This is a genomic window from Streptomyces sp. M2CJ-2 (assembly GCF_016757295.1).
Taxonomy (GTDB): domain Bacteria; phylum Actinomycetota; class Actinomycetes; order Streptomycetales; family Streptomycetaceae; genus Streptomyces.
The window spans coordinates 1-23,082 of sequence record NZ_JAESIF010000052.1 but is presented as its reverse complement, the minus strand read 5'-3'; the positions used below and the strand labels follow the sequence as shown (position 1 = coordinate 23,082).

At 71.7% G+C, this 23,082-nt stretch carries 25 protein-coding genes; 13 read left to right on the top strand and 12 right to left on the bottom strand.

From position 1 onward, the window contains the following. Positions 1-9 precede the first annotated feature (9 nt). Positions 10-600 (bottom strand): hypothetical protein, encoded by a 591-nt coding sequence (locus JL475_RS28815; RefSeq protein WP_237408568.1) that lies wholly within the window; start codon positions 598-600, stop codon positions 10-12. A 277-nt stretch (positions 601-877) separates the two neighbouring features. Between JL475_RS28815 and JL475_RS28810 the strand changes: the two genes are divergently transcribed. The 5 genes from JL475_RS28810 (at position 878) to JL475_RS28790 (ending at position 5,213) form a co-directional block, all read left to right on the top strand. Continuing rightward, positions 878-1,621 (top strand): nucleotidyltransferase family protein, encoded by a 744-nt coding sequence (locus JL475_RS28810; protein WP_202280896.1) that lies wholly within the window; start codon positions 878-880, stop codon positions 1,619-1,621. After that, positions 1,618-1,905: a hypothetical protein gene (locus JL475_RS28805; protein WP_202280895.1), complete on the top strand. Its 288-nt coding sequence runs from the start codon at positions 1,618-1,620 to the stop codon at positions 1,903-1,905. The genes JL475_RS28810 and JL475_RS28805 overlap by 4 nt, the downstream gene beginning before the upstream one ends. Next, entirely contained in the window at positions 1,902-2,666 is a 765-nt protein-coding gene (locus tag JL475_RS28800) for a metallophosphoesterase (RefSeq protein WP_202280894.1), read from the top strand. The genes JL475_RS28805 and JL475_RS28800 overlap by 4 nt, the downstream gene beginning before the upstream one ends. Positions 2,667-3,073: 407 nt before the next feature. Further along, positions 3,074-4,450, top strand: coding sequence for an alpha-lytic protease prodomain-containing protein (locus tag JL475_RS28795; RefSeq protein WP_202280893.1), 1,377 nt, complete (start codon positions 3,074-3,076; stop codon positions 4,448-4,450). A gap of 223 nt (positions 4,451-4,673) precedes the next feature. Further along, positions 4,674-5,213, top strand: coding sequence for a hypothetical protein (locus JL475_RS28790; RefSeq protein ID WP_202280892.1), 540 nt, complete (start codon positions 4,674-4,676; stop codon positions 5,211-5,213). Positions 5,214-5,279: 66 nt separating this feature from the next. Here the strand turns inward: JL475_RS28790 and JL475_RS28785 are convergent, their stop codons facing one another. From JL475_RS28785 to JL475_RS28765, 5 genes are all read right to left on the bottom strand, one after another. Beyond that, entirely contained in the window at positions 5,280-5,843 is a 564-nt protein-coding gene (locus JL475_RS28785; RefSeq protein ID WP_202280891.1) for a hemerythrin domain-containing protein, read from the bottom strand. A 120-nt stretch (positions 5,844-5,963) separates the two neighbouring features. Next, a complete protein-coding gene (locus JL475_RS28780; protein ID WP_202280890.1) occupies positions 5,964-6,497 on the bottom strand; it encodes a DoxX family protein in 534 nt (177 codons plus the stop codon). 136 nt (positions 6,498-6,633) lie between these two features. Then, complete coding sequence (locus JL475_RS28775) at positions 6,634-6,957, bottom strand: hypothetical protein (RefSeq protein ID WP_202280889.1); 324 nt, start codon at positions 6,955-6,957, stop codon at positions 6,634-6,636. 173 nt (positions 6,958-7,130) lie between these two features. Continuing rightward, positions 7,131-8,789: a catalase gene (locus JL475_RS28770; RefSeq protein WP_202280888.1), complete on the bottom strand. Its 1,659-nt coding sequence runs from the start codon at positions 8,787-8,789 to the stop codon at positions 7,131-7,133. Between the two features lie 563 nt (positions 8,790-9,352). Next, positions 9,353-10,873 (bottom strand): helix-turn-helix domain-containing protein, encoded by a 1,521-nt coding sequence (locus tag JL475_RS28765; RefSeq protein ID WP_307825188.1) that lies wholly within the window; start codon positions 10,871-10,873, stop codon positions 9,353-9,355. Positions 10,874-11,052: 179 nt separating this feature from the next. Here JL475_RS28765 and JL475_RS28760 point away from each other — a divergent pair, with 179 nt between their 5' ends. Beyond that, a complete protein-coding gene (locus JL475_RS28760; RefSeq protein WP_202280886.1) occupies positions 11,053-11,673 on the top strand; it encodes an L-threonylcarbamoyladenylate synthase in 621 nt (206 codons plus the stop codon). A 22-nt stretch (positions 11,674-11,695) separates the two neighbouring features. On the opposite strand, the gene JL475_RS28755 is transcribed toward JL475_RS28760, so the two are convergent. After that, entirely contained in the window at positions 11,696-12,715 is a 1,020-nt protein-coding gene (locus tag JL475_RS28755) for a TauD/TfdA family dioxygenase (protein WP_237408567.1), read from the bottom strand. A gap of 155 nt (positions 12,716-12,870) precedes the next feature. Here JL475_RS28755 and JL475_RS28750 point away from each other — a divergent pair, with 155 nt between their 5' ends. Continuing rightward, positions 12,871-13,701, top strand: a complete 831-nt coding sequence (locus JL475_RS28750) for an aldo/keto reductase (RefSeq protein WP_202280885.1) — start codon at positions 12,871-12,873, stop codon at positions 13,699-13,701. 66 nt (positions 13,702-13,767) lie between these two features. On the opposite strand, the gene JL475_RS28745 is transcribed toward JL475_RS28750, so the two are convergent. Further along, positions 13,768-14,160, bottom strand: coding sequence for a hypothetical protein (locus JL475_RS28745; protein WP_237408566.1), 393 nt, complete (start codon positions 14,158-14,160; stop codon positions 13,768-13,770). Between the two features lie 226 nt (positions 14,161-14,386). Here JL475_RS28745 and JL475_RS28740 point away from each other — a divergent pair, with 226 nt between their 5' ends. Both JL475_RS28740 and hemC read left to right on the top strand, forming a co-directional pair. After that, on the top strand, positions 14,387-15,163 hold the full coding sequence (locus JL475_RS28740; protein ID WP_202280884.1) for an NPP1 family protein: 777 nt from the start codon (positions 14,387-14,389) through the stop codon (positions 15,161-15,163). Positions 15,164-15,280: 117 nt separating this feature from the next. After that, the gene (gene hemC, locus JL475_RS28735) at positions 15,281-16,216 is read left to right on the top strand and encodes a hydroxymethylbilane synthase (RefSeq protein ID WP_202280883.1); all 936 of its coding nucleotides are present in this window, start codon (positions 15,281-15,283) and stop codon (positions 16,214-16,216) included. A 7-nt stretch (positions 16,217-16,223) separates the two neighbouring features. On the opposite strand, the gene JL475_RS28730 is transcribed toward hemC, so the two are convergent. Then, on the bottom strand, positions 16,224-16,745 hold the full coding sequence (locus tag JL475_RS28730) for a hypothetical protein (RefSeq protein WP_202280882.1): 522 nt from the start codon (positions 16,743-16,745) through the stop codon (positions 16,224-16,226). Between the two features lie 543 nt (positions 16,746-17,288). Between JL475_RS28730 and JL475_RS28725 the strand changes: the two genes are divergently transcribed. Then, entirely contained in the window at positions 17,289-18,083 is a 795-nt protein-coding gene (locus JL475_RS28725) for an RNA polymerase sigma factor SigF (RefSeq protein WP_202280881.1), read from the top strand. Here JL475_RS28725 and JL475_RS28720 read toward each other — a convergent pair. Continuing rightward, positions 18,031-18,369 carry an ANTAR domain-containing protein gene (locus JL475_RS28720; RefSeq protein ID WP_202280880.1) on the bottom strand — a complete coding sequence of 113 codons (339 nt, stop codon included), beginning with the start codon at positions 18,367-18,369 and terminating at the stop codon, positions 18,031-18,033. The genes JL475_RS28725 and JL475_RS28720 overlap by 53 nt on opposite strands. Before the next feature lie 249 nt (positions 18,370-18,618). On the opposite strand from JL475_RS28720, the gene JL475_RS28715 reads away from it, so the two are divergent. Then, the gene (locus tag JL475_RS28715; RefSeq protein ID WP_202280879.1) at positions 18,619-19,422 is read left to right on the top strand and encodes a VOC family protein; all 804 of its coding nucleotides are present in this window, start codon (positions 18,619-18,621) and stop codon (positions 19,420-19,422) included. Positions 19,423-19,465: 43 nt separating this feature from the next. Here JL475_RS28715 and glgX read toward each other — a convergent pair whose 3' ends face one another. Next, on the bottom strand, positions 19,466-21,610 hold the full coding sequence (glgX, locus tag JL475_RS28710; protein ID WP_202280878.1) for a glycogen debranching protein GlgX: 2,145 nt from the start codon (positions 21,608-21,610) through the stop codon (positions 19,466-19,468). Next, a complete protein-coding gene (locus tag JL475_RS28705; protein ID WP_202280877.1) occupies positions 21,607-22,119 on the bottom strand; it encodes a pep a2 in 513 nt (170 codons plus the stop codon). The genes glgX and JL475_RS28705 overlap by 4 nt, the downstream gene beginning before the upstream one ends. A 396-nt stretch (positions 22,120-22,515) precedes the next feature. Between JL475_RS28705 and JL475_RS28700 the strand changes: the two genes are divergently transcribed. Both JL475_RS28700 and JL475_RS28695 read left to right on the top strand, forming a co-directional pair. Beyond that, the gene (locus JL475_RS28700; RefSeq protein WP_202280876.1) at positions 22,516-22,863 is read left to right on the top strand and encodes a DUF5133 domain-containing protein; all 348 of its coding nucleotides are present in this window, start codon (positions 22,516-22,518) and stop codon (positions 22,861-22,863) included. A 75-nt stretch (positions 22,864-22,938) separates the two neighbouring features. Beyond that, the coding region (locus JL475_RS28695) for a maltotransferase domain-containing protein (protein ID WP_202280875.1) at positions 22,939-23,082 on the top strand (144 nt) is incomplete at its 3' end.

Genomic DNA, 23,082 nt, shown 5'->3' with positions numbered 1-23,082 from the left:
GGTCCTGGATCAGCCGGTCTGCGGGTCGTGTGAGCCGTCCCGGCCCGGGTGACGGGCGGTGTGCGGTTCGTGGTGCGCGGTGGCTTCGGCGACCTGCTTGAGCGCGGACGCCGTCGCGGTGTCGCCCACCTTGGCGGGCTGTTCGTGCACGTGGGGTTCCGCCGGTTCGTGCCGGTGGCGGGAGAGGTCCAGCCGGTCGCCGGGGCCCTGGTCGGTGGGCGGTCCGGGCGCGGGCTCCGGTTCCGTTCCGGTTTCCGGACGGTGCGCCCCGTGTCCGCCGGACGGTGCCGCGCCGTTCGGCGACTCCGTCTCCGGCGGCCGGGCCGGACGCTGCTGGGTGAGCCAGGCGACGGCCGCGCCGGTCAACGCCACCGGCCACTCGACGACACCGGCCACACCGAGCACGCCGGCCCCGGCGTAGACGGCCATGCGGCGACCGCGCGGGGACACCGCCCCGATCGCGTCCAGCGCGCCGCCGGCCGCCTTCCCGACCTGTTCCGCGCCCGGCACATGCCGCAGACCCGACGCCACGGCCCGCAGGGGCTGTGGAAGATCCGACGAACGAGACGTGTCTGGGCTCATGTCGGTCATGTCGTTCATGTCGGCCTCCAAAGCGCATCCCCCAGGGGCATCCATCGGCTTCCCCGCCCTGTCGCCCATATTCAGCCGTGAACGGCCGGAGCGCTTTTCCTGTTCACCCGAGGTGGTCCCGTCGCCGCCCCGCCGCACGCACAGCGGTCCCCACGCCCCGCATCTCCGCCGGTGTCGGACCGGGCGCCCCGGGTACCCAGTGCGGACACGGCGGCCGACCCGTCCCCGGGGCAGGGACGTGGGGCCGCGGCCGTGCGGATCGTCCGGTCGGGCGAGGGGAGAGGACATGACGGAGAACGGCGACGACGCCCCGCGCGTCCGGCGTCCGGGGGTCCCCGGCGTCCGGCCGGCCACGGACGCGCCCGGCCGGACGCCGGCACGCGCCGGGGAGGAGAACACCGCGCTTCCCCGCGACCGCAACCAGGCCATCCTGGAGGCGGCCAAACAGGTCGGGGCGATCCTCAAACGGAACGGGCACCGTTTCGCACTGGCCGGCAGCGTCGCCGTCCACGCCCACGGCGGCAGCGGGAACCTCCAGCACGACGTCGACTTCTGCGTCCGCCCCGAGGACGCCGAGCCGGTGGCCGCCACACTCCACGAGGCCGGGCTGACGGTGTACACGCCACCGGAGGACTGGCTGATCAAGGCCACGTGTTTCGGCCAGGACGTCGACATCATCTTCGAGCTGGCGCACCGGCCCGTCTCCATGGAGATGCTCGACCGGGCGGAGGAACTCCCGGTGGAGTCGGTGCGCATGCCCGTCCTGGCACCGACCGACCTGCTGTGGAGTCTGATCGCCGCCTTCTCCGAGCACCACGTCGACTTCGGCGCGGTCCTGCCCATCGCCCGGGCCCTGCGCGAGAAGGTCGACTGGGACCGGGTACGGCGCGACTGCGGGGACGAGCCCATGCCGGCCGCCTTCTTCTTCCTGTTGGAACGTCTGGACGTCATCCGGACGCCCCACCCCCCGGACGCCCCGTCGTCCGGGGAAACCGTCGTCCGTGAGCCCGCGGAAGGAGCATCCCCATGAGCAGCCGAGGTGCCGGACCGGCGGGTGGCGTGCCCCCGGCGCAGAGCCGGGAGTACCGCGTCGCCCATCTCCAGGACCGTCTCGCCGCCGGGGAGCTCGGTGAACTCGGCGTGCGGATCGAGGTCCGCGGCGAGGCCGTGCTGGTCACGGGGACCGTTCCCTCGGCCCCCGCCCGCGAGGAGGTCCTGCGCGTCGTGCGCGAGGAGCTCGCCGGGCTTCCGGTGCACTGCGATGTCGTGGTCAACGAGACGTCGTCGCCCGACCAGGCGGAGGAGCTGACATGATCCGGATCGCCGCTGTCGGGGACATCCACATGGGGCCGGACAGCCAGGGGCTGCTCCGTCCCGCGTTCGACACCCTGCCCGACTGCGCCGACCTGCTGCTGCTGGCCGGCGATCTCACCCGGCACGGCACCCCGGGGGAGGCTCGCGTGGTGGCCGAGGAGATCCGGGACCTCGCCGTCCCGGTGGTCGCCGTGCTCGGCAACCACGACCACCACGACGACCACCCGGACGAGGTCACGGCCATCCTGCGGGACGCCGGGGCCCGGGTCCTGGAAGGCGAGGGGACGGTCGTGCGCAGTGGCGGCACGCGCGTCGGGGTGGCCGGCACCAAGGGGTTCGGGGGCGGGTTCGTCGGGCGCAGCGCCGGGGAGTTCGGCGAGCCGGTGATGAAGGAGTTCGTCCGGCACTCGCGCCGGTGCGCCGACGGGCTGCGGGCGTCCCTGGAACGGCTGGACGCGGAGGGCTGCGACCTCCGGATCGCCCTCACCCACTTCTCCCCCGTGCCGGAGACCCTGGCCGGGGAGCCGCTGGAGATCTATCCGTTCCTGGGCAGCTACCTGCTGGCCGAGGCGATCGACACGGCCGGCGCCGACCTCGCCGTGCACGGGCACGCGCACGCCGGCACGGAGCACGGCATGACCGGCGGAGGCGTCAAGGTGCGCAATGTCGCCCAGCCGGTCATCGGTCGCGCCTTCCACGTCTACCATCTGCCGGTCCCGGAACGCGTGAGCACGTCAGCCGGTACCGAAGCGTCCGGCTGAACACAGCCGCGCACCCCGCTCGTCCCAGCGCCGTCGGCCCGTTGCCGGCGGCGCTTCCCGTCCCACCACGCCCGGCGCCTGCCGTCGCGTCCTGGTACTGCACCTGGCGCATTCGCCTCACCAAAGCGCGAAATTGGCGCGCTCCTGACATCGCAGCGGGCGCCACGGGCAAGACCTGGGTCCTGTCCGGCGTTTCAGCCGGACCGGTCTGCGGGGTCCGGCGCTGGGGATGCCTCCCACGCCCTTCAGGCAGTGGGGAGCGTCGCGGGGCGGAAGGCCGTCCTCGTACGGGACGTACGCGGGCGGGCCCGGCAGCGCGGCGGAGTGCGGCAGCGGGCCCGGCAAAAACCGCCGGCCGGGCCCCGGGGCTCGCGGCGGCCGGCCCCCGAACGAAGGAGACGTACCGAATGGCCCTCAGACATGCCCGGACCACGCGCCGAGCGGCCCTGGCCGCGCTCGGCGGGCTCGTCCTCACCGGCCTCCCCTCCGTCGCGGCGGCCGGGCTCCCGCCCACGGCGGGACCCGCGCCCGTCACCGCCCGGCCGCTGGGCGCCGACGCCGACCGGCCGTCGGCGCAGTTGTTCGGCGCCCTGCGGCGCGATCTGGGGCTGTCTGAGGCCCAGGCGTCCGAACGGCTGGCCAACGAGGCGGAGGCGGGCACCCGCGCGGGCCGTCTGCGCATCGCCCTGGGCGAGCGGTTCGCCGGCGCCTGGGTGCACGGCACGGCCTCCGAGAACCTCACGGTCGCGACCGTCGACGCCGGGGACGTCCCCGCCATCGAGGCCCAGGGTGCGACGGCCTCGGTCGTCCGGCGGACGCTGTCCGACCTCGTGGCGGCCAAGGCGAAGCTGGACGCGGCGGCCGCCCGGGTCCGGACCCTGGACACGCCCGTGTGGTACGTCGACGTGCCGAACAACCGCGTCATGGTGCAGGCGAGGAGCCAGGCGGCCGGCGCAGCCTTCGTCGAGGCGGCGGGGCTCCAGGGCTCGGACGTCGGCATCCGCACGACGACGGACTCGCCGCGCCTGATGCGGGACATCACCGGCGGCGACGCCTTCTACATCAACGGCACCGCCCGCTGCTCCGTCGGATTCTCCGTCACCGGGGACGAGCAGCAGGGCTTCGTCACCGCGGGCCACTGCGGCGCGCCCGGCGCGGTGACGACCGGCTACGACCGCACCGCCCAGGGCACCTTCCAGGCATCGACGTTCCCCGGCAAGGACATGGCGTGGGTGGCCACCAACGACCGGTGGACGGCCACGCCCGGCGTCAAGGCGCAGGACGGTCAGGAGGTGCAGGTCACCGGATCGGTGCAGGCGCTCGTCGGTGCCGCGGTGTGCCGGTCCGGTTCGACCACCGGATGGCACTGCGGGACGATCCAGCAGCATGACACGAGTGTCGCCTACCCCCAGGGCACGGTCGGCGGGCTGACCCGGACCACGGTGTGTGTCGAGCCGGGCGACTCCGGTGGGCCGTTCGTCGCGGGCGTCCAGGCGCAGGGCGTCACCTCCGGCGGCTCCGGGAACTGCACCAGCGGTGGCACGACGTTCTACCAGCCGGTCAACCCGATCCTCAGCGACTTCGGCCTCGTCCTCATCACCACCGCCCAGGCCACGACACCGGCCCCGCAGGACGGCGCCACCCAGGAGTGGACCGAGGGCCGTGTGTACGAGGCCGGGGCCGTGGTGACCCGCGACGGCGTGCGCTACCGGTGTCTGCAGGACCACCAGGCCCAGGGCGCGTGGGCACCGGCCGAGACCCCGGCCCTGTGGCAGCGCAGGTGACCGCTTCACATGGGCCGCGGTGAAGCTCCGGGCGGCTGAGTACGTCCATGGCCGCCTGGTGCCCTGCCGACGCGTCCGGACACCGCGGGGCAAACGGGCGGCCCCGGCCGGTGTGGCCTAGGCCACGCCCCGGAGGAGACCGAGGCCATATCCGGCCGGGTATGCCGGAAGCTACCGTTTCCGGGCAGATGTCCTTGACCCCACCAGCTCGGACGGCCCGGCAGTGAAAGCAGACCTCTCCCCCGTCATCGCGGCGACCACGCAGTGGCTGACCCGTTCCTTCCCCGCCTCCGGCGGGGCTCTCGCCTCCGCCTTGTGCGAGGTGCAGGCGCGGCAGGCGGTGACGGTCGCCGCGTGGCTCCGGTATCCGACGGCGATGGACGCCGCTCTGGTCGGCCTGGCGGGCCCGGGCGGTTCGGCACGGCTCGACGGGGTCACCGGAGTCGACAGTGGCACTGACCCCGACCTGGACGCCCCGGACGACACGGACGCCTGGCGCACCTGGGTGGACGAGGTCGTGACCAGCTGGGCGGCCTGCCTGCTCGCCGACCCGGACATGGCCTCCCGCGCCGTGACCGCGCTCGCCGGGGGAACTCACACCACCGGTGCGCCGGCCGAGTTCCGGCGGCTGCTCGCACCCGACGAGACCGACCGGAGGGCAGCGGCGCTGCTGCGCCACCCCGACCTGCTGGCGCCCGTGGCCGAACTGCACCGCTCCCACTTGCTCGACCGTCTCCGTCCGGACCACACGCTCACCGCCTGACGCAGGGCCCCGTACGCGCCCTCCACCCGAACCTCTTGCGCGGCCCGGGCAGGTCCACGGACGGCGTCAGTCGAGCTTGCCGCGACCGCTCAGCGCGTCGCGGAGCCGGTCGACCAGGCCGGCGCCCGGTGCCAGCAGCTTGTTGGCCGGGGGCTTGTCCGGGGCGGCGGGGTGCGGCCGGGTCGGGGCCGTCTTCTTGGCCTGCCGGACCTTGTCACCGAGCTGGTCTAGCTGTTCCGGGGAGCAGGACGCGCGCAGCTTGGGGAACAGGTTCTGCTCCTCGTCGGCGATGTGCTCGCGGATCTCGCCCATCAGCATGCCGACGAGCCGGTCGAACTCGGCGTCCCCCGCGTCGCGGCTCTCCAGGTCCTTCATGACCTGCTCGGCCTTGGCGTGGTCCGCGAGTTCCCTGTCGGCCAGGGTGTTCCCGTTCTCCACGTGCTCGCGCACGGCCGGGTAGAGATAGGCCTCCTCCGCCACCGAGTGCCGGACGAGCTCGATCGTCGCCTGGTCCGCGTACACCTTGCGGTCCTTGTGGCCGGGCGGCAGGTCCTCGATCTTGCCGAAGAGATCCTCGACTTCCCGGTGGTCGGTCATCAGTTCGTCGATGACGTTGCCTCCGTGTCCCATGTTCTTCACCTCCGGATCGTGGTGGCACCCGGCCGGGGCCACCCGCCTCTGGGTTCCCCGGGCTCCGGGGGGCTAACGCGATTCGGACCCCCGTCGGCTCCCTCACCGACGGGTCCCGGGTCAGCGGGGCAGCTTGGACCGGACGCGGGCGGCCGCCGCGGCGGGGCGGGCTCCCGCCCGGGCGGCGTGCCGCACCAGGCGGGCATCGCGCCGCAGTTCGCGGGCCGTGTGACGGCCGCGCCACAGCAGCGAGGGGGCGGCTCCGGTGTCGTCGGCGGCGATCAGCAGACCGCCGAGCATGGCCAGGTTCTTGAGGAAGTGGATGCGCTGCTGGACACGCTGGGCGGTGTCGTCCTCCTCCCAGAAGCGGTGCCCGGCGAGCGTCGTGGGCACGAGCGTGACCGCGAGTGCGAGCGCGGCGGTGCGCGGGACGCGTCCGGCGGCCAGCAGCAGTCCGGCCACGACCTGTACGGCGCCGTTGAGCCGTACGGTCTGCTCGGTGCGGTCCGGGAGCACGGCGACGCGTTCGGCGACGGGCCGGACGACGGGCTCGGCGACCGGGACGACGGCCTCGGGGTGGCGAACGGATTCCAGGCCGCCCGCGACGAACATCGATGCCAGCATCGGGCGGCCGACGGCGCGCAGCAGACTCATGGCCTTCTCCTGGTGGGTGTCGGGGGTCTCGGGAGTATCAGGGTGCTGTCGGTGGGGTCCGTGGTGCGGCTCGCCGGGTTCCCCCGCGGGAACGGGCCATGCGGCGACACCCGCTGTGGTGACGGCGGACGGTGTCTCACCAGAACCGGTTCGTGAGCGCGGGCCGGCGGACCGCCTGGGCGGCGTCGCGCAGGCTCAGGGCGACACTGATGGTGGCGCGCAGCGCCGACGGCCGTACCGTCTGGGCGGTCTCGGTGGCCAGGACGAGCAGGCAGGCCGCGGCCTGTTCCACCACGGAGACCGGGAGGGTGTAGTCGCTGTCGGCGGCCGTGCGGAACGCCTTCAACGGGATCCCGGCCCCGTCGACGGTCCGTTTGGCGGCCTGCTCCAGGTGCTGTGCGGCCTGGTCGCACACGGAGGCGGGCAGGGTGAGGGTGCGTTGGAACGATGCGCTTGTCATGACTCGATTGGTCCCCGGAACCGGTCCGTTCGATCGGCGGGCAGCGCGTTTTCACCGTCCTGCGTGACGAGTTGTGACAAGTCGGGGTGCGAGTGCCGGGCGCGAAGGGGCGCGCGACGCGAACACCCCGGGTCGGCCCCGTGGCGGGGCCGGCCCGGGGGCCGGTGACCTGTTCAGCGGTTCACCACGTGCCGTTCGTCGGGGACGCAGTGGGTCATCGTCAGTCCCCGCACGTCACGCGGCGGGTTGTCGCCCAGGTTGGCCAGCCGCTTGCGGTCCTCGTCGGTGAGGTCCTGGCCGACCAGGGGTTCCAGACCGGCGACGTCCCCCGGAGAGATGCCGAGTCCGTCGCCGACCCGGCGGCCGAGTTCGTTCTCGACCAGCAGGAAGTGCCACACCATGCGCTCCTGCACCGGCCGGTCGCACTGGGAGATCAGGTCGACGAAGTTCTTCACCAGGTCGTCGCGCTCCCAGTCCTCCATGAGCAGGTAGCGCTGGCCCGCCTGGAGGTAGTCGTTGGTGCGGGGGATGCGCTTGCGGGTGAGGTAGCCCCGGATCTCCGGGCCCTGCTCGTCGTGCGACGGCTCCTTGGCCTCACGCAGGCCGCCGGTGATCGACGGTTCGTAGTTGACCTGGGGGTTCTCCCCTGTCTGGCCCACGAGGTAGGTCATCTGGCCATCGCGTTGGTTGGTGTTCACCTCGGCGGCCTTGGCCTGGTTGACGGGGAGCTGGAGGTAGTTCGGGCCGACCCGGTGGCGCTGGGTGTCGCTGTAGGAGAAGGTCCGGCCGACGAGCATCTTGTCGTCGGAGAAGTCCAGACCGTCGACGAGGACACCGGTGCCGAAGGAGATCTGCTCGTTCTCGGCGAAGTAGTTCTCCGGCATCCGGTCGAGCACCATCCGGCCCACCGGCTTCGGCGGGAAGTCCTGCTCGGGCCAGGTCTTGGTGTCGTCGAGCGGGTCGAAGTCCAGCTCCGGGTGCTCGTGATCGTCCATCATCTGGACGAGCAGTTCCCACTCCGGGTAGTCACCGCGCCCCACCGCCCCGTAGAGGTCCTTGGTGGCGTGGCCGAGGGAGTCGGCCTGGACGTTCGCGGCGTCCTCCTCGGTCATGGAGCGGACGCCCGCCTTGGGCATCCAGTGGTACTTGACGAGCTTGGTCTCGCCCTCGGTGTTCACCCATTTGTAGGTGTTCACGCCGAAGCCCTGCATGTGACGGTAGTCCGCGGGGATGCCGCGCGGACTGAACAGGTTGACCAGCATGTGCATGCACTCGGGCGTCTGCGACATGAAGTCGAAGATGCGCCGCGGCTGCTGCTCGAAGGTGACGGGGTCGGGCTTGAGGGCGTGGATGACGTCCGGGAACTTGATCGCGTCCCGGATGAAGAAGACGCCGAGGTTGTTGCCGACGAGGTCCCAGTTGCCGTCCTCGGTGTAGAACTTCACGGCGAAGCCGCGCGGGTCGCGGGCGGCCTCGGAGGAGTCGCGTCCGCCGATGACGGTGGAGAACCGGACGGCCACGTCCGTACGCTTGCCGCGCTCCTGGAACAGCAGGGCCCGGGTGTAACGGCTGACCGGCTCGTCGCCCCAGGTGCCGTAGGCCTCGAAGTGACCGTACGCGGTCACTCCCCGGGCGTGCACGACACGCTCGGGGATGCGCTCCCGGTCGAAGTGGCTGATCTTCTCCAGGAACTGGTAGTTCTCCAGCGTGGCGGGCCCGCGGGCGCCGACCGTGCGCTGGTTCTGGTTGTCGTGGACCGGATGGCCCTGCCGGTTGGTGAGTACCTTGCGGTCGTCGCCCGGGGCAGGACCCCGGCTCGAAACGTCCGTCATGTTCGTGGACTCCTTCGGCTGCTCATGACTGGTGGCGGGCCGGGACACGGTGGTGTGTGGCCGTGGGCCGGCCGTCGCGGCCGGCCCGGGTGATGTGTTCCTCCGGTGCCCCGGGCTCGCGGGCCCCGGAAACCGGGGCCCGCTCACGGAACCTCCCACCGCCGGACGGCCTGGCCGCGCGCGTCTTGCCGGTGGCGTGCGTACGAGGGCCATGCTGCCGTGCATCGCGGAGAGCGGCGACTCGGAGCGACGGCGCGCACACCCGCGACGCGCGGGTCGGTGCGAGAACGGCGGGGCAGTCCGCGGCCGCCACGGCTGTCATGAGATGGGCCGGCGACGGGTCCTGGGGGGAAGGACACGCGGGAGCGCGACCGGTCCCCCGTTCCGGTCGTGCTCCCGCGGCAGGGACGAACCTATGTGAACGGCGACGCGGGTGTGTATCGCACCGATGCCTGCTGCGACGGCCGCAGGACTCAGCCGTGCACAAGCGAGTCCGATAAAACCCGTTTCACCCCGCGCGCGGTCGGCCACCGAACCGTCGAGAATCCGGTCCGGTCCGTCGTTCAACCGGACGAGGGTGCCGGTGCGGGACCCGTGAACGCCGGGTGCTCGAGGTCTCCCAGCGCCAGATGGGCCAGCACGACCTCGTACAGGTCCGTCCCGGCGGCCAGCAACTGGCGTTCCAGGACCGGCTCGGAGCTGCGGACGTGCTCGCGCACGGTCTGTGCGTGGACGCCCAGGACCTGTGCGGCCCGCTCGGCGTTGACGCCGGCGGCGATCCAGGTACGCAGCGTGCGCCGCAGGGGGCGGGCGTCCCGGTCCAGCCGTTCGAGCAGCTCTTTGGCCCAGGAGCGTACGGCGGGCCCGGACACCAAAGGCGTGAGCCTTGAGGCGGGTGTCGCGCAGGTGCCGCCGGCCTGTCCGTCCTGGAGGTTGATCTGGGTGTGCAGCGCCAGGTGCACGACGGCACGGGCGGTGACGTCGTCGAAGTCGGTGCCCAGCATGGTCTCGACGCGTTCCATGCGGGCGCGCACCGTGTTGCGGCTCACGCCGAGGATCTTGGCCGTGTTGACGGCGGTGAACTCCAGGCCGAGGCGGGTGGTGGCGAGGAGCTCGGCGCGGGTGTGGTGCGGGACGGCGTCCAGTGGACGCAGCAGCCGGGCCGCCCAGCCGCGCAGGGCCGCAGGGTCCATCAGCCGCTCGGGATGGGTGCGCTCGGCGTACACCGCCGTCTTGTCCGGGCGGAAGCGCGCCACGGCGAGGGCGCTGACGGCCTGCCCGTACGCGGTGGCGGTCCGGGCCAGGCTCTGCCAGACGCTGCCCCCGAGGAAGGTGTCCGGGTGCCGTTCGACCAGGGACTTCAGTTCGCCGGCGGTGGCCTCGCGGGGGCTGACGACGATCACGTGCCCGTCCATGGCCGGGCACCGCACGACCAGGGCCTCCTCCTCCGTGGTGTCCAGACACTCCTCCGCGAGGCGGTCGCGGTGGGCGGGCTCGGACTCGACGACGTAGACGCATGCCGTGTCGGCGTCGAGCAGGCCCGGCCAGAGTCCCGCGGCCACCCGACGGGCGGCGACGGTGTCCTCGACCATGAGGAGTTGCAGGATCGCCAGCCGCAGGTCGGCGCTGGCCCGCCGCAGCCGCTGCCCGGCCGCGGCGGTCTCGCGGGCGGTCAGCAACAGCTCAACGACCTGGGCGGTGTGCGCGACGATGTCGGCACTGCGCCGGTCGAAGGGGGCGTCTCGGGAGACTGCCAGTGCCCAGACCTCAAAGGGGTGCCCGACCTTCACCAGGCGCAGGTGGTGCTCGCCGTCCTCCCAGGCCGCGGAGGCGATCCGGCCCGAGGTGACAGCGGCGACGAGGTCCTCGTCCAGCGGCAGCCCGGTCCCGGCGACGAGGGCGCCGGAGGCGTTCCGGAGAGCCACCGACGCGTGCACGGTGCCGGCGAGCCAGTCGACGATCCTGCGGACGTCACGGCCCGTCGGCCGCAGGTGCTCCAGTAGTTCCTGCGCCCAACCGGGTTGCTCCGATCGCTCCCCTGCCGTCGGCTCCGGCCGCCGGATTCCGTCCTTACGGGCTGTCACCTCGGTCTTCCCCTCGTTCCGCCGGGCGTCCTCCGCACGGCCCCGGACGTTACCCCACCGATGCGTCGAGCTCACCATGGGCGGACACAGCGTCCAGGGTGCCCTGCGCCCGGCCGGGGCGCGGGCGGGCACCGGCCGGGGTGTGCGGTCCTGCCACCCGGGCGGCATAAGCTCGGTGAATGGCGAAGTACTTCGACGTGCACCCCGACAACCCCCAGCCGCGCACCATCGCCCAGGTCGCCGGCAGCATCCGCGCCGACGCCCTGGTCGCGTACCCCACGGACTCCTGCTACGCGCTCGGCTGCCGACTGGGCAGCCGGGAGGGCATCGACCGGATCCGTACCATCCGCAAGCTGGACGACCGCCACCACTTCACTCTGGTGTGCCGGGATTTCGCGCAGCTCGGCCAGTTCGTACGGATCGACAACGACGTGTTCCGCGCGGTCAAGGCGTCCACGCCGGGCAGCTACACGTTCATCCTGCCCGCGACGAAGGAGGTGCCGCGCATGCTGCAGCATCCGAAGAAGAAAACCGTCGGCGTGCGCATCCCCGATCACGTCGTCACCCAGGCGCTGCTGGCGGAGCTCGGCGAGCCCCTGCTGTCCAGCACCCTGCTGTTGCCCGGTGAGGACGAGCCGATGACCCAGGGCTGGGAGATCAAGGACCGGCTCGACCACCAGGTGGACGCGGTGCTCGACTCCGGGGACTGCGGCACCGAGCCGACCACGGTGATCGACTTCTCGGGCGGGGAGGCGGAGATCGTACGGCGGGGCGCGGGCGACACCTCACGGTTCGAATAGGGGTGGTCGGCTGACCGGTCGGTCACCAGCGTCCCGGGGCGGTTCCGGTGATCGGCTTTGAGGGACGGCCGTCGACACCCACCGGCACGTCACCGGTCAGCATCACCCGGTGCATGATCCGCGGGTGGCCCAGGTGGGCGGCGTCGCTCGGAGCCAGGTGGATGGTGGCACGGTTGTCCCAGAACGCCACGCTGCCCGGCTCCCACCGGAAGCGCACCGTGTACTCGGGCCGGGTCGCCTGCTCCAGCAGCATCTCCAGGACGGCCTGGCTCTCCGGCCGGGACAGGCCGGAGATCTGCTCGACGTAGTAGCCGTTGACGAACAGCACCCGCTCCCCCGTCTCCGGATGGACCCGCACCACGGGGTGCTCGGAGGCGGTCTGATGGTCCAGCAGGTGCCGCAGATACGCGTCGCCTCCGGGCCGGGGCTGGTAGCCGACACCCAGCCGGTGCTCGGCGCGCAGCCGGTCGGCGAACTCCCGTACCGGAGCGGACAGTCCGGCGTAGGCGGCGGCCAGATTCGACCAGGTGGTGTCGCCTCCGTAGGGCGGGACGGTCTCCGCGCGCAGGATCGTCGCGGCGGGCGGATCGACACGGGCGCCGTGGTCGCAGTGCCAGCCGCGCAGCAGGGTGTGGCGGCGACGCCGCAGCCATTCGTCGTGCTCCATGCCGAACCGTCCGCCGAGCTCCAGCCGGTCGGCGGTCGTCTCGATCTCGGGGAAGCCGGGCGGCGAGGCCTTCCCGCGCCGGGGCAGGACGACCGGCTCACCGAACCGCCGCGCCAGCGCCACGTGTCCGGCGTGGTCCAGGCGCTGTCCGCGGAAGAACACCACCTTCCAGCGCAGCACCGCCGCCCGGACGGCGGCGATCACGGCGTCGCCGGGCTCGTCCGCGAGGTCGACGCCGGTGATCTCGGCGCCGATGTGCCCGGCGGCCGGACGCACCTCGACGCCCGCGTTCTCCTTGACGTCCTCCCCACCGCCCGCCCCGCTCTCCGCGCTCCCTCCGCCCGCCCCGCCCGCACCGCTTCCACCCGTCGTCATGTGCGCCCTCTCCGTCGATCCGTGTCGATCCGTACGGACTCCTGCCGATTCATGCGAGTGCGTGTCATCCGTCCGGCCCGCCCGTCAGGTTGATCATTGGCCGTCCGGTCGGTGAGGCTGGAGGGTGACGACACTGTCCATGGGAGGGTCCCCTAGTGATCAGCATCCCGAACCACGCACTCAACGACGGCACGACGATCCCCGCCCTCGGCCTGGGCACCTGGCCGATGGACGACGCACAGGCGGAGCAGTCGGTGACGGCGGCCCTGGAGATGGGCTACCGCCTCGTCGACACGGCGACGAACTACCGCAACGAGACCGGTGTCGGCCGTGCCGTGGCCCGCGCCGACGTCCCGCGCGAGGAGGTCGTCGTGACGACGAAACTCCCCGGCCGCCACCACGGCTACGAGGAGACCCTCGCCTCCTTCGAGGAGTCACGCGCACGTCTCGGGCTGGAGTACGTCGACCTGTACCTCATCCACTGGCCGCTCCCCCGGGTCGACAAGTACGTCGACTCCTGGAAGGCCATGATCAAACTGCGTGAGGACGGGCTCGTACGCTCGATCGGGGTCTCCAACTTCACCCCCGCCCACATCGAACGGCTGGAGAAGGAGACCGGGGTGCTGCCGTCGGTCAACCAGGTCGAGCTGCACCCGTTCTTCCCCCAGGAGGAACTGCGCTCCTACCACGCGGACAAGGGCGTGCTCGTCGAGAGCTGGAGCCCGCTGGGCCGGGGTTCACAGGTGCTGGACGACCTGACCGTGGCCTCGGTGGCCGAGGCCCACGGGGTCACACCGGCCCAGGCGGTGCTGCGCTGGCACATCCAGCTCGGCGCACTGCCCGTGCCCAAGTCGGCCGATCCGGGACGGCAGCGCGCCAACCTCGACGTCTTCGGCTTCGAACTGGACGCCGCCCAGATGCGGGCCATCGCCGACCGGTCCCACCGGCGCATCGGTGGGGACCCGGAGGTGCACGAGGAGTTCTGACCTCCCCGCCCCGCCGGCGAACTCCGCCCGCCGGCCCATGTCGTCACCACTGCCGCGGTCGCCCGCTCACCACCGGCCCTTTGCACCCTTGGCGACTCCGCGCGCCCACAGCACCGGTGGCACCTGCGGGGGCAGCCGTCCCCGGGTCGCGACCCGCTGCGGTGCGGGGCGGCGGCTCCGGTCGACGGCCATCGCCACACGGGCGGGGAGCACTCCGGCGAAGAAGGCGGCCGTGGCCGGCGCGGCGGCCTTGCGGGTCTGCGGCAGTGCCACTCCGGCGGTCGGCGCGAGTTCCGCGGCGCCGCTCGCGTAGGTCCAGACCCGGGGCGAGCGATCGGACCGGGGCGCGGTCCCTCCTCCGACGTCCCGCCACGCGGCGTTACCGGCCAGTGAGCATGCAGGGGGAACCGGGCTTCCCGTTCGCGCCGGGGTCGGCGCGAACAGGACCGGGCGGCGCATGCCGAAACCGTCAGGCCGCGCGCCCCGTCCGGACCTCACGCCCGAGAAAGCGGCCGTCGGCATTCCGGACGGAGGGGAACGGTCCGGTAACGGCTCGTCGAGTGTTGGGCAGCGCTTCACCATCGGTACGCCCGTGGCCCCTTGGCACGGAAGTGCACAGCCGGGATGCTGAACTCCCTTGCCCCCCACAGCCGTTGGGCTGCGCCCGGACCATGAGGAGGACGCAGTGTCGTCGAGCACGTTCCGAACGCACCGCAGGAGATGGCTGACCGGTCTCGCCGGTGCCGTCGCTCTCGTCGTCGCCTTCCCCGCCACCGCCTTCGCCGCCCCGCCGCCGGCCCTGCCGGCGAACGCGGACAGCCTCGACCGGACCTTCCAGCCCGCCTACGACTACGACACCGACGGGTGCTACCCCACACCCGCGATCGGCCCGGACGGAGCGATCAACCCCGGGCTCAACCCGACCGGCGCCCTCAACGGCAACTGTCGTGACGCCCCCGACCTGGACAGCACCAACGGCTACTCGCGCTCGAAGTGCAACAACGGCTGGTGCGCCATCGTCTACGCCCTGTACTTCGAGAAGGACCAGGCGCTGCCGGGTGTCAGTCTCGGCGGCCACCGCCACGACTGGGAGCATGTCGTGGTGTGGGTGCAGAACGACACGGCTCAGTACGTCTCGACGTCCAACCACGGCTCGTTCTCGATCCACGCCCGGTCGGCGGTCCGCTTCGACGGGACGCATCCGAAGATCGTGTACCACAAGGACGGCATCAGCACGCACTGCTTCCGGCTCGCCGGTTCGGGTGACGAACCGCCGGAGAACCACAAGGGCAGCTGGCAGTTCCCGCCGCTGGTCGGCTGGAACGGCTATCCGGCCGGGCTGCGCGAAAAACTCGTCGCCCACAACTTCGGCAGTGCGAACTTCGGCCTCAAGGACGGGAGTTTCGCCTCCCATCTGGCCGCGGCGAAGCCGTCGGGCATACCGTTCGACCCGAACGCCTGATACCGGCTTCCGGACAGCTGACCGCCTGTCACCGGGAGTCCGGACGGATCCCCCGTTCGGCCTCCCAACCGGTCCGTCCTGCAGGGGGATTCGAGCGGAGAGGTCTATCGTGTCGCCATGTCGGTCCCCGAACTGATCCGAATCGTCTCCCGCGACTCACCCATGGCGCTCGCCCAAGTAGGGCGTGTCCAGGCCGAGTTGGCGGTCGCCCTGCCCGGTGTACGCACCGAGGTCGTCCCCGTGCGGACCACCGGGGACAAGTGGCTGGGCGACCTGTCGCAGGTGGAGGGCAAGGGTGCGTTCACCAAGGAGGTGGACGCCGCGCTGCTGGCCGGGGAGGCGGACGTCGCGGTGCACTGCGTCAAGGACGTGCCCGCCGACCGCCCGCTTCCGGCGGGCACCGTTTTCGCCGCGTTCCTGAAACGGGATGACGTCCGTGACGCACTCGTGCACCCGGGCGGACTCACTCTGGACGAACTCCCGGTCGGGGCCAGGGTCGGTACCTCCGCGGTACGCCGGGTCGCGCAGCTGGCGGCCACCCATCCGCACCTCCGGTGCGTGCCGTTCCGCGGCAACGCCAACCGGCGGCTGGCGAAGCTCGCCGCCGGTGAGGCGGACGCGCTACTGCTCGCGGTCTCCGGCCTGGAACGCATCGGCCGGGGTGACGTGATCAGCGAGGTCCTCTCCCCCGAGACGATGATGCCGCCCATCGGCGCGGGCGTCCTCGCCCTGCAGTGCCGTGAGGGCGACACCGGTCTCATCGACGCGGTCAGCGCCCTCGGTCACCCGGACACCCATCGGGAGGCCACCGCCGAGCGCATGTTCCTGCATGTGTTGCAGGGGCACTGCAACAGCCCGATCGCCGGGTACGCACGAGTCGACCGGAGCGGCGAACTGTCGCTGCGGGCCTGCGTCTTCACGCCGGACGGCAAGGTGCGGCTGAACGCCCACGAGTGGGCGGGCCGACTGGATCCGGCGACGCTCGGCACCTCCGTCGCCGTGGCCCTGCTGCGCCAGGGCGCCCGCGAGATCATCGACGGGATCGCCCACTGACGGCGGATCAGGCGGTACCCTCCTCCGCCTGGTCCCGGAGGAACGCGCTCAGCTGGTGCGCGAGGCCCTCCCTGGCCCCGCCCCCCTGGGCCCCGGCGGTCCCGTCGTGCACGGCGATGGCCCCCGACCACAGGCGCCGGCCGGTCCACTCCTCGTCGGCCCGGAGCTGGACCTGGACGTCGACATGGCTCAGGGACGTCTCGGGGGCTGCCGCGTAGAGCACGGCGGTGGCGCGGCGCAGCGGATAGACGTCGAATCCCTCGATGAACTGTGAGTTGCGCCAGTCGATGAACGCGCTCTCCCCGTCGGGCCCTGTCCGTACGTCGACCTGACCGTCCTCGAGATGAATCCCGAATTTCCGCTCACCGCGGTTCTCGACGGTCACACGGACGCTGAAGTACGTCAGTCCTTGGGCGGCGTCGTCCCGTCCCCGGGGCGGTTCGCCCGATTCCAGACGGTGGACGCTGACCCGCAGACCGGCATGCTCGTCGTACTCCTGCCAGTCCCCGACCACGTTCGGCTCGTACACGGTTCACCTTTCCACTTCCGTCGCTGCTTCCTATCCGTGGGCTCCCGGCACTGTCAAATACGCGGAATGCGTCGTGGTCAGGTGGTTCATCCCCTCTGATCATTGATCAAGCGCTGTGCTGGAACAATCCGCCGGACCGGCCGTCCGGCCCGGACCACGGCGTGCCGCACATCACGTCCGGTGTCGCGATCACATCGGCGGGCCCGGAGGCGGGCCGCGCCACCGGCGGCCGGGACGCGAACCCGCCCGCGTCCCGGCCGCCGACCGGCTCCCCCGAGCCTTCCGGAACTTCACACAATGAATTCCCGCGATTTCGCAGCGTATGTTTCCTGCGTATTCCCTCGTATTCCCGCGCATTCCCGCCCCGGAAATTCGGGAAGCAGTTTCACCGGCGCGGCGCGGGGGAATGAAAGGGCCAGTGCTTCGGACCGGAGGCACGACCGTGGGAACCGGCTCGCCGCCCCCGGGGTCTCCTCCGTGCGGTCCGAGCCCGCGCTCCCACGGTGCCCGTCCACCCGGCACCTGCTCAGGGAGGTGCGCGTCATGCGTATCGCCGGCAGCACCACGAAGCCGCATCCCCACCACGACGCACCCGACACCGCCGAGGACTTCCTCCGCCTCGCCCGGCTGCCCGAGGGCCCCGAGCGCAAGGCGCTGCGGGACCAGCTCGTCCGTTCCTGGCTGCCCATGGCCGAGCGGATCGCCGTCCGCTTCCGGGGGCGCGGTGAGGCCCTGGAGGATCTGTACCAGGTGGCGGCCCTGGGCCTGGTCAAGGCGGTCGACCACTACGATCCGGCGCGCGGCAACGCTTTCGAGGCGTACGCCGTGCCGACCGTCACCGGCGAGATCAAGCGTCACTTCCGGGACCACATGTGGACCCTGCACGTCCCCCGCCGGGTCCAGGACCTGCGCAACCGGGTGCGGCACGCCGTGAAGGAACTGGCGCAGACCACTCCCGGCCGGGCCCCGACGACCGCCGAGATCGCCGCGTACGCGCAGCTGACCGAGGACGAGGTGCGCACCGGCGCGGAGGCCCTCGAGTGCTTCTCCGCGCTGTCGCTGGAGGCGGAGATGCCCGGTACGGACGGCTACGCGCTCGGGGACTCGCTCGGCGGCCCGGACCCCGCCTACGACACCGTCGTCGACCGGGTGGCGGTCCGGCCCTGTCTCGAGGCCCTTCCGGAGCGCGAGCGGCTCATCCTCTATCTGCGGTTCTTCCGGGGCATGACGCAGAGCAGCATCGCCGAGCTGCTCGGCATCTCGCAGATGCACGTGTCCCGGCTGCTCAGCAGCTGTTTCGCCCAGGTACGTGAGGAGCTGCGGACGGAGGCCGGCTGATCCGGTCCAGGACCTTCTCCAGCTCAGCGCCTGTCTCCGGCGGCAGCACACCGGTGCTTCCCCAGCCGACGATCGTCCCGGCGATGTCGCGGAGTTTGACGTTGGTGTGCTGGGAGACCTCCTTCAGCACCGTCCACCCCTGATCGGGTGACACCCGCCCGATCGCGACGATCACACCGATCGCCTGGTCCACCACCGCGTGCGAGACGACCGCTTCCTTCAGCTGCTGCACCTCTTCCTCCAGCCGGAGGATCCGGTCCGCGTCCGCGTCCCCGTCCGTGGGCATGGTCACCTCCGGGTCCGGTGTGCCGCTCTCGTGGTGTCCTCACCCGGTGCTCGGGTGCCTTCACCCAGGGTCCTGCCCCTCCATCGTCGTCACTCGCCCCGTCCGGTGCCACCCGGACGTCGCGGAGATGTCCTGGTCACCGTTTCGGCGCCCTCACCGGGGTACTCGGCAGGCGCCCGGAGCGGTACAGGCCGGACACTGGAGTCCTGCAGATGGCTGCCAGGCCGACGAGATCAGGACGCGACTGCCATGAACCACGACACGCCCTCCACCCTCGGTACGACGGACGTCTTCTCCACCCAATCCGTGTACGGGACACCATGCTGGGTGAGCCTGACCAGTCGCGACATCGGGTCGACCGAGGATTTCTACACGGCCGTGCTGGGCTGGCGATGGCGCCCTGCGCGGCTGGGCGAGCGGTTCAGGATCGCCCTGGTGGACGGCGCGCCGGTGGCCGGCCTCGCCGGGGTGGCCGACATGTGGCGGATGGCCGTGGCCTGGACGCCGTACTTCGCCGTGCGCAGCGCGGACGAGGCCGTGTCGCGGGTGCAGGAACGCGGCGGCACCCTGGCGGTCGGTCCCCTCTCCCTGCCTCCGGGGCGCGCGGCGCTGCTGGCCGACCGGGACGGCGCGACCTTCGGTGTCTGGGAGGGCGAACTGTTCACCCACTGGCTCAGCTGGCGCCGGTCACAGCCCGCCTTCGTCAGGCTGCACACCCGTGACGCCTTCGACGCCGCGATCTTCTACGGCGAGGTGTTCGACTGGGGTGCGGCGGGGTCCGGTCGCACCGAGGTCGTCTACGAGGGCGACGAGGTGGTGCTGCGCAGTGAAGGGCATGTGGTCGCCTGCATCGAGTCGGGGGCGCTGGGGTCGGCTCCCGATCCTGCGATCCGGCCGCGCTGGCAGGTCCACTTCACCGTGGCGGATGTGGCCGCCTGTGTCCGCGCCGCCGAGCGGCACGGCGGCAGTGTGCTGGCCCTGCGGGAGGACGAGGCCGTGCTGCGCGACAACGAGGGCGCCCAGTTCACGGTGACCGCGCGCCGCGGCCGCTGATCCGGGCCTGCCGGGCGGTGTGCCCGGCAGGCCCGCCCGTGTCTCATTTCGCGGTGAGTGACGGCCTGGACAGCAGTACCAGGCTGCGTGGTCCGACCGTCAGCCGGGTGCCCGCCTTGTGCTCCGACTCGTCGGGGAGGCCGTCCGGGTCGGTGGTGTCGATCAGCGCCGTCCAGCGTTCGCCGTAGGCGGCCGCCGGGAGGCGGAATTCCACCGGTTCCCAGTGGCTGTTGAGCAGGAGCAGGAAGGAGTCGTCGACCAGGCGCCGGCCGCGCGGATCGGGTTCGGCGATGGCGTCGCCGTTGAGGAAGACGCCGACGCTGTGGGCGTCGGAGCGCTGCCAGTCATCGTCGGTCATCTCCTCGGCGTCCGGCAGCAGCCACACCAGGTCGGGCAGGTGCCGGCCCGCGCGGCGCGCGCTCTCGCCGCGGAAGAAGCGGCGCCGCCGCAGCACGGGGTGGGCGGCCCGCAGTGCGATGACCCGCCGGGTGAAGTCCAGCAGGGCGCGCTGCTCGTCGGTCGGCCGCCAGTCTGTCCAGGAGATCTCGTTGTCCTGGCAGTAGGCGTTGTTGTTGCCGCGCTGGCTGCGCCCCACTTCGTCACCGTGGGAGAGCATCGGGATGCCCTGCGAAAGGAACAGGGTGGCAAGGAAGTTGCGCTGGCGGCGGGCCCGGAGTTCGAGTACGTCCGGGTCGTCGGTGTCGCCCTCGGCGCCGCTGTTCCAGGACCGGTTGTGGCTCTCGCCGTCCCGGTTGCCCTCGCCGTTGGCCATGTTGTGCTTGTCGTTGTACGAGACGAGGTCGCGCAGGGTGAAACCGTCGTGCGCGGTGACGAAGTTGACGCTGGCGCGGGGCCGCCGCCTGCTGTGCGCGTACAGGTCGGAGGAGCCGGTGAGCCGGGAGGCGAACTCGCCGAGTGTGTGCGGTTCGGCGCGCCAGAAGTCCCTTACGGCGTCCCGGTACTTGCCGTTCCACTCGGACCACAGCTGCGGGAAGTTGCCCACCTGGTAGCCGCCCTCGCCGACGTCCCAGGGCTCGGCGATGAGCTTGACGCGGCTGATCACCGGGTCCTGCTGGATGAGGTCGAAGAACGCCGACAGCCGGTCCACCTCGTGGAACTGGCGGGCCAGGGTGGCCGCGAGGTCGAAGCGGAACCCGTCGACGTGCATCTCGGTGACCCAGTACCGCAGCGAATCCATGATCAGCTGGAGTACGTAGGGGTGGCGCATCAGCAGGCTGTTGCCGGTGCCGGTGGTGTCGTAGTAGTGCGACCAGTCACCGTCCACCAGGCGGTAGTACGAGGAGTTGTCGATGCCGCGGAACGAGAGGGTAGGGCCCTTCTCGTTGCCCTCGGCGGTGTGGTTGTAGACGACGTCCAGGATCACTTCGAGCCCTGCCGCGTGCAGGGTCCGCACCATCGTCTTGAACTCGGTGACCTGTTGGCCGCGGGTGCCGTGGGCGGCGTAGGCGTTGTGCGGGGCGAAGAAGCCGATGGTGTTGTAGCCCCAGTAGTTGGCCAGGCCGCGGCTCTGCAGCACGCCGTCCTGGACGAACTGGTGGACCGGCATGAGCTCCACCGCGGTGACCCCCAGCGAGGTCAGGTGGTCCACCACCGCCGGGTGCGCCAGTCCGGCGTAGGTGCCGCGCAGTTCGGCGGGGACGCCGGGGTGGGCGCGGGTCATGCCCTTGACGTGGGCCTCGTAGATCACCGTGTCGGCATACGACCGACCGGGCCGGCTGTCGTCACCCCAGTCGAACGCCGGGTCGGTCACCACACCCAGCATGGTGTGTCCGGCGCTGTCGGCCCGGTCGGGGCCGTCGGGCCGGCGCTCGTAGAGCGAGGGGTGGTTGTCGATCTGTCCGTCGACGGCCGTGGCGTACGGGTCGAGCAGCAGCTTCGCCGGGTTGCAGCGGTGTCCGGCCGCCGGTGCCCACGGCCCGTGCACCCGGTAGCCGTAGCGCTGGCCGGGCCCGACACCGGGCAGGTAGCCGTGCCACACCGACCCGTCGACCTCGGTCAGCGGGACGCCCGTGTGCCGGCCGGCGTCGTCCACCAGGACGAGTTCGACGTGTTCGGCGACCTCGCTGAACAACGCGAAGTTGGTGCCCTCGCCGTCGGGGACCGCACCCAGCGGGTAGGGGCGCCCGCTCCACGCGGGCGCCCCTTTCCGGTTGTTCCGTCGGGTCACCGGGCCGCCTCCAGAAGGCCGGCCGGGGTGCGCACCAGTCCGGTCAGCTGGGCGACGCTGATCACGCGGGGCAGGTCCAGGCCCTCGCTGGCCCTCGGATCGGGCGCGGTCGGCACCAGCGGGACGCGTTCGCCGGCCCGGGCCCGCCGTGAGAACCAGATGACCCTGCTGCCGGTCCCGGTGGCACAGCAGCCCCAGCCGTCGCTGCTGGCCGCGATGTGCTCCAGACAGCCGCGCAGCTCCTGGTCGGGCCGCAGTGCGCGGTCGTGGTCCCCGATGGCCGTGATGAGGTGCTGGCCGTTCCACCACATCTCGATCGACGTGTTCTTGTCGGTGGCGTGCTCGTCGATGGCGTGCAGCAGCATCTCGGTGCCGCGGCAGACGGACTCCATCAGGTTCTCCAGGTCCCAGTGCCGGAGGTGGGCGGCCAGAATGCGGCTGACCTGCCCCACCCGCTCCGGGGTCACTTCCACGTCGAGGTGGTAGTAGCAGGGCACTGTCGTCTTCATCGTCATTGGCTCCTCACCGCGAAGCTCCCGATTCCCCTCGCCCCTGCGGGACGAGCCCCGAACACGAAACGTGAGCGGTTGGCGCTTCTGAGTCACCATCAGCGTGACCCGGTTGGTCCATCCGTGCAACACGAGCGCACGGCCGAGCTCCCCGGGGCGACAGCCGCGCATGACGCGACCCGCCCCGGGCCCCACCGTCGAGCCGTAGCCGGTCCGAGCCCGACCCGCATCCCGGCTCTTAATGATTGAAAAACCAACAAGACGCGAAGTTACCGGGCATGCACCATGTGTGAACACCCTCGATCGCCGTCACGGGTCCGTGCCGCCGTACGCACGACCGTCACCCCGCCGTCGGGAGTACGTACCCCATCGAGCCACGGAAAGGTGAACGGCGCCATGCTGCTACCCGCCAGAGCCGAAGTCGCCCGGCAGTTGCGTCGCTACCGGGCCTGGGAACGCGTGATGCTCGCCGCCCCGACGGATCGCACGGTCCGCACCACGTTCGAGGACTCGGGATACACCCTCTGTGTGCTGATGGGCAAGCGCTGCGCGCGGGAGGCGGCCGACGCCGCCGAACGGTACCTGCGTACCAGTCTCGTCACCTACCTGCAGGAACAGAACGAGTGGACTCGTCCGGCCGCGAACGCGTGGCCCGGTCCGGCGGCGAACGACAGGCCTCGTCCGACCGCCCCGCCGAGACGGGTCCCGCCGTCGATCGAGCGGCGCTCCCCGGCGGGAAGGTGACGGACCTTCCCGCCTCAGTTTGGTCCCCACGACCGGGCGCCGGCCCGGCGTCGAGCACGGCGGAGGTACAGACCCATGAAGACGACGCGGACCATCGGACGTATCCCCGTACGGGACGTCCGGCCGGCCGTCGAATGCGGCAGACGGCCGGCGAAGGCCGTCGTCGGTGAGACGTTCGAGGTGACGGCCACCGTGTTCCGTGAGGGGCACGAGGCGGTG

Coding starts and splice junctions, on each gene's coding strand:
- JL475_RS28720 (WP_202280880.1), bottom strand. CDS start 18,369: ATGCCCACGGACGGGGACGCGGACGCGGACCGGATCCTCCGGCTGGAG.
- JL475_RS28755 (WP_237408567.1), bottom strand. CDS start 12,715: ATGACGACGGGTGGAAGCGGTGCGGGCGGGGCGGGCGGAGGGAGCGCG.
- JL475_RS28785 (WP_202280891.1), bottom strand. CDS start 5,843: ATGGGACACGGAGGCAACGTCATCGACGAACTGATGACCGACCACCGG.
- JL475_RS28800 (WP_202280894.1), top strand. CDS start 1,902: ATGATCCGGATCGCCGCTGTCGGGGACATCCACATGGGGCCGGACAGC.
- JL475_RS28760 (WP_202280886.1), top strand. CDS start 11,053: ATGGCGAAGTACTTCGACGTGCACCCCGACAACCCCCAGCCGCGCACC.
- JL475_RS28715 (WP_202280879.1), top strand. CDS start 18,619: ATGAACCACGACACGCCCTCCACCCTCGGTACGACGGACGTCTTCTCC.
- hemC (WP_202280883.1), top strand. CDS start 15,281: ATGTCGGTCCCCGAACTGATCCGAATCGTCTCCCGCGACTCACCCATG.
- JL475_RS28805 (WP_202280895.1), top strand. CDS start 1,618: ATGAGCAGCCGAGGTGCCGGACCGGCGGGTGGCGTGCCCCCGGCGCAG.
- JL475_RS28795 (WP_202280893.1), top strand. CDS start 3,074: ATGGCCCTCAGACATGCCCGGACCACGCGCCGAGCGGCCCTGGCCGCG.
- JL475_RS28810 (WP_202280896.1), top strand. CDS start 878: ATGACGGAGAACGGCGACGACGCCCCGCGCGTCCGGCGTCCGGGGGTC.
- JL475_RS28775 (WP_202280889.1), bottom strand. CDS start 6,957: ATGACAAGCGCATCGTTCCAACGCACCCTCACCCTGCCCGCCTCCGTG.
- JL475_RS28725 (WP_202280881.1), top strand. CDS start 17,289: ATGCGTATCGCCGGCAGCACCACGAAGCCGCATCCCCACCACGACGCA.
- JL475_RS28815 (WP_237408568.1), bottom strand. CDS start 600: ATGAACGACATGACCGACATGAGCCCAGACACGTCTCGTTCGTCGGAT.
- JL475_RS28700 (WP_202280876.1), top strand. CDS start 22,516: ATGCTGCTACCCGCCAGAGCCGAAGTCGCCCGGCAGTTGCGTCGCTAC.
- JL475_RS28780 (WP_202280890.1), bottom strand. CDS start 6,497: ATGAGTCTGCTGCGCGCCGTCGGCCGCCCGATGCTGGCATCGATGTTC.
- JL475_RS28770 (WP_202280888.1), bottom strand. CDS start 8,789: ATGACGGACGTTTCGAGCCGGGGTCCTGCCCCGGGCGACGACCGCAAG.
- JL475_RS28705 (WP_202280877.1), bottom strand. CDS start 22,119: ATGAAGACGACAGTGCCCTGCTACTACCACCTCGACGTGGAAGTGACC.
- JL475_RS28745 (WP_237408566.1), bottom strand. CDS start 14,160: ATGCGCCGCCCGGTCCTGTTCGCGCCGACCCCGGCGCGAACGGGAAGC.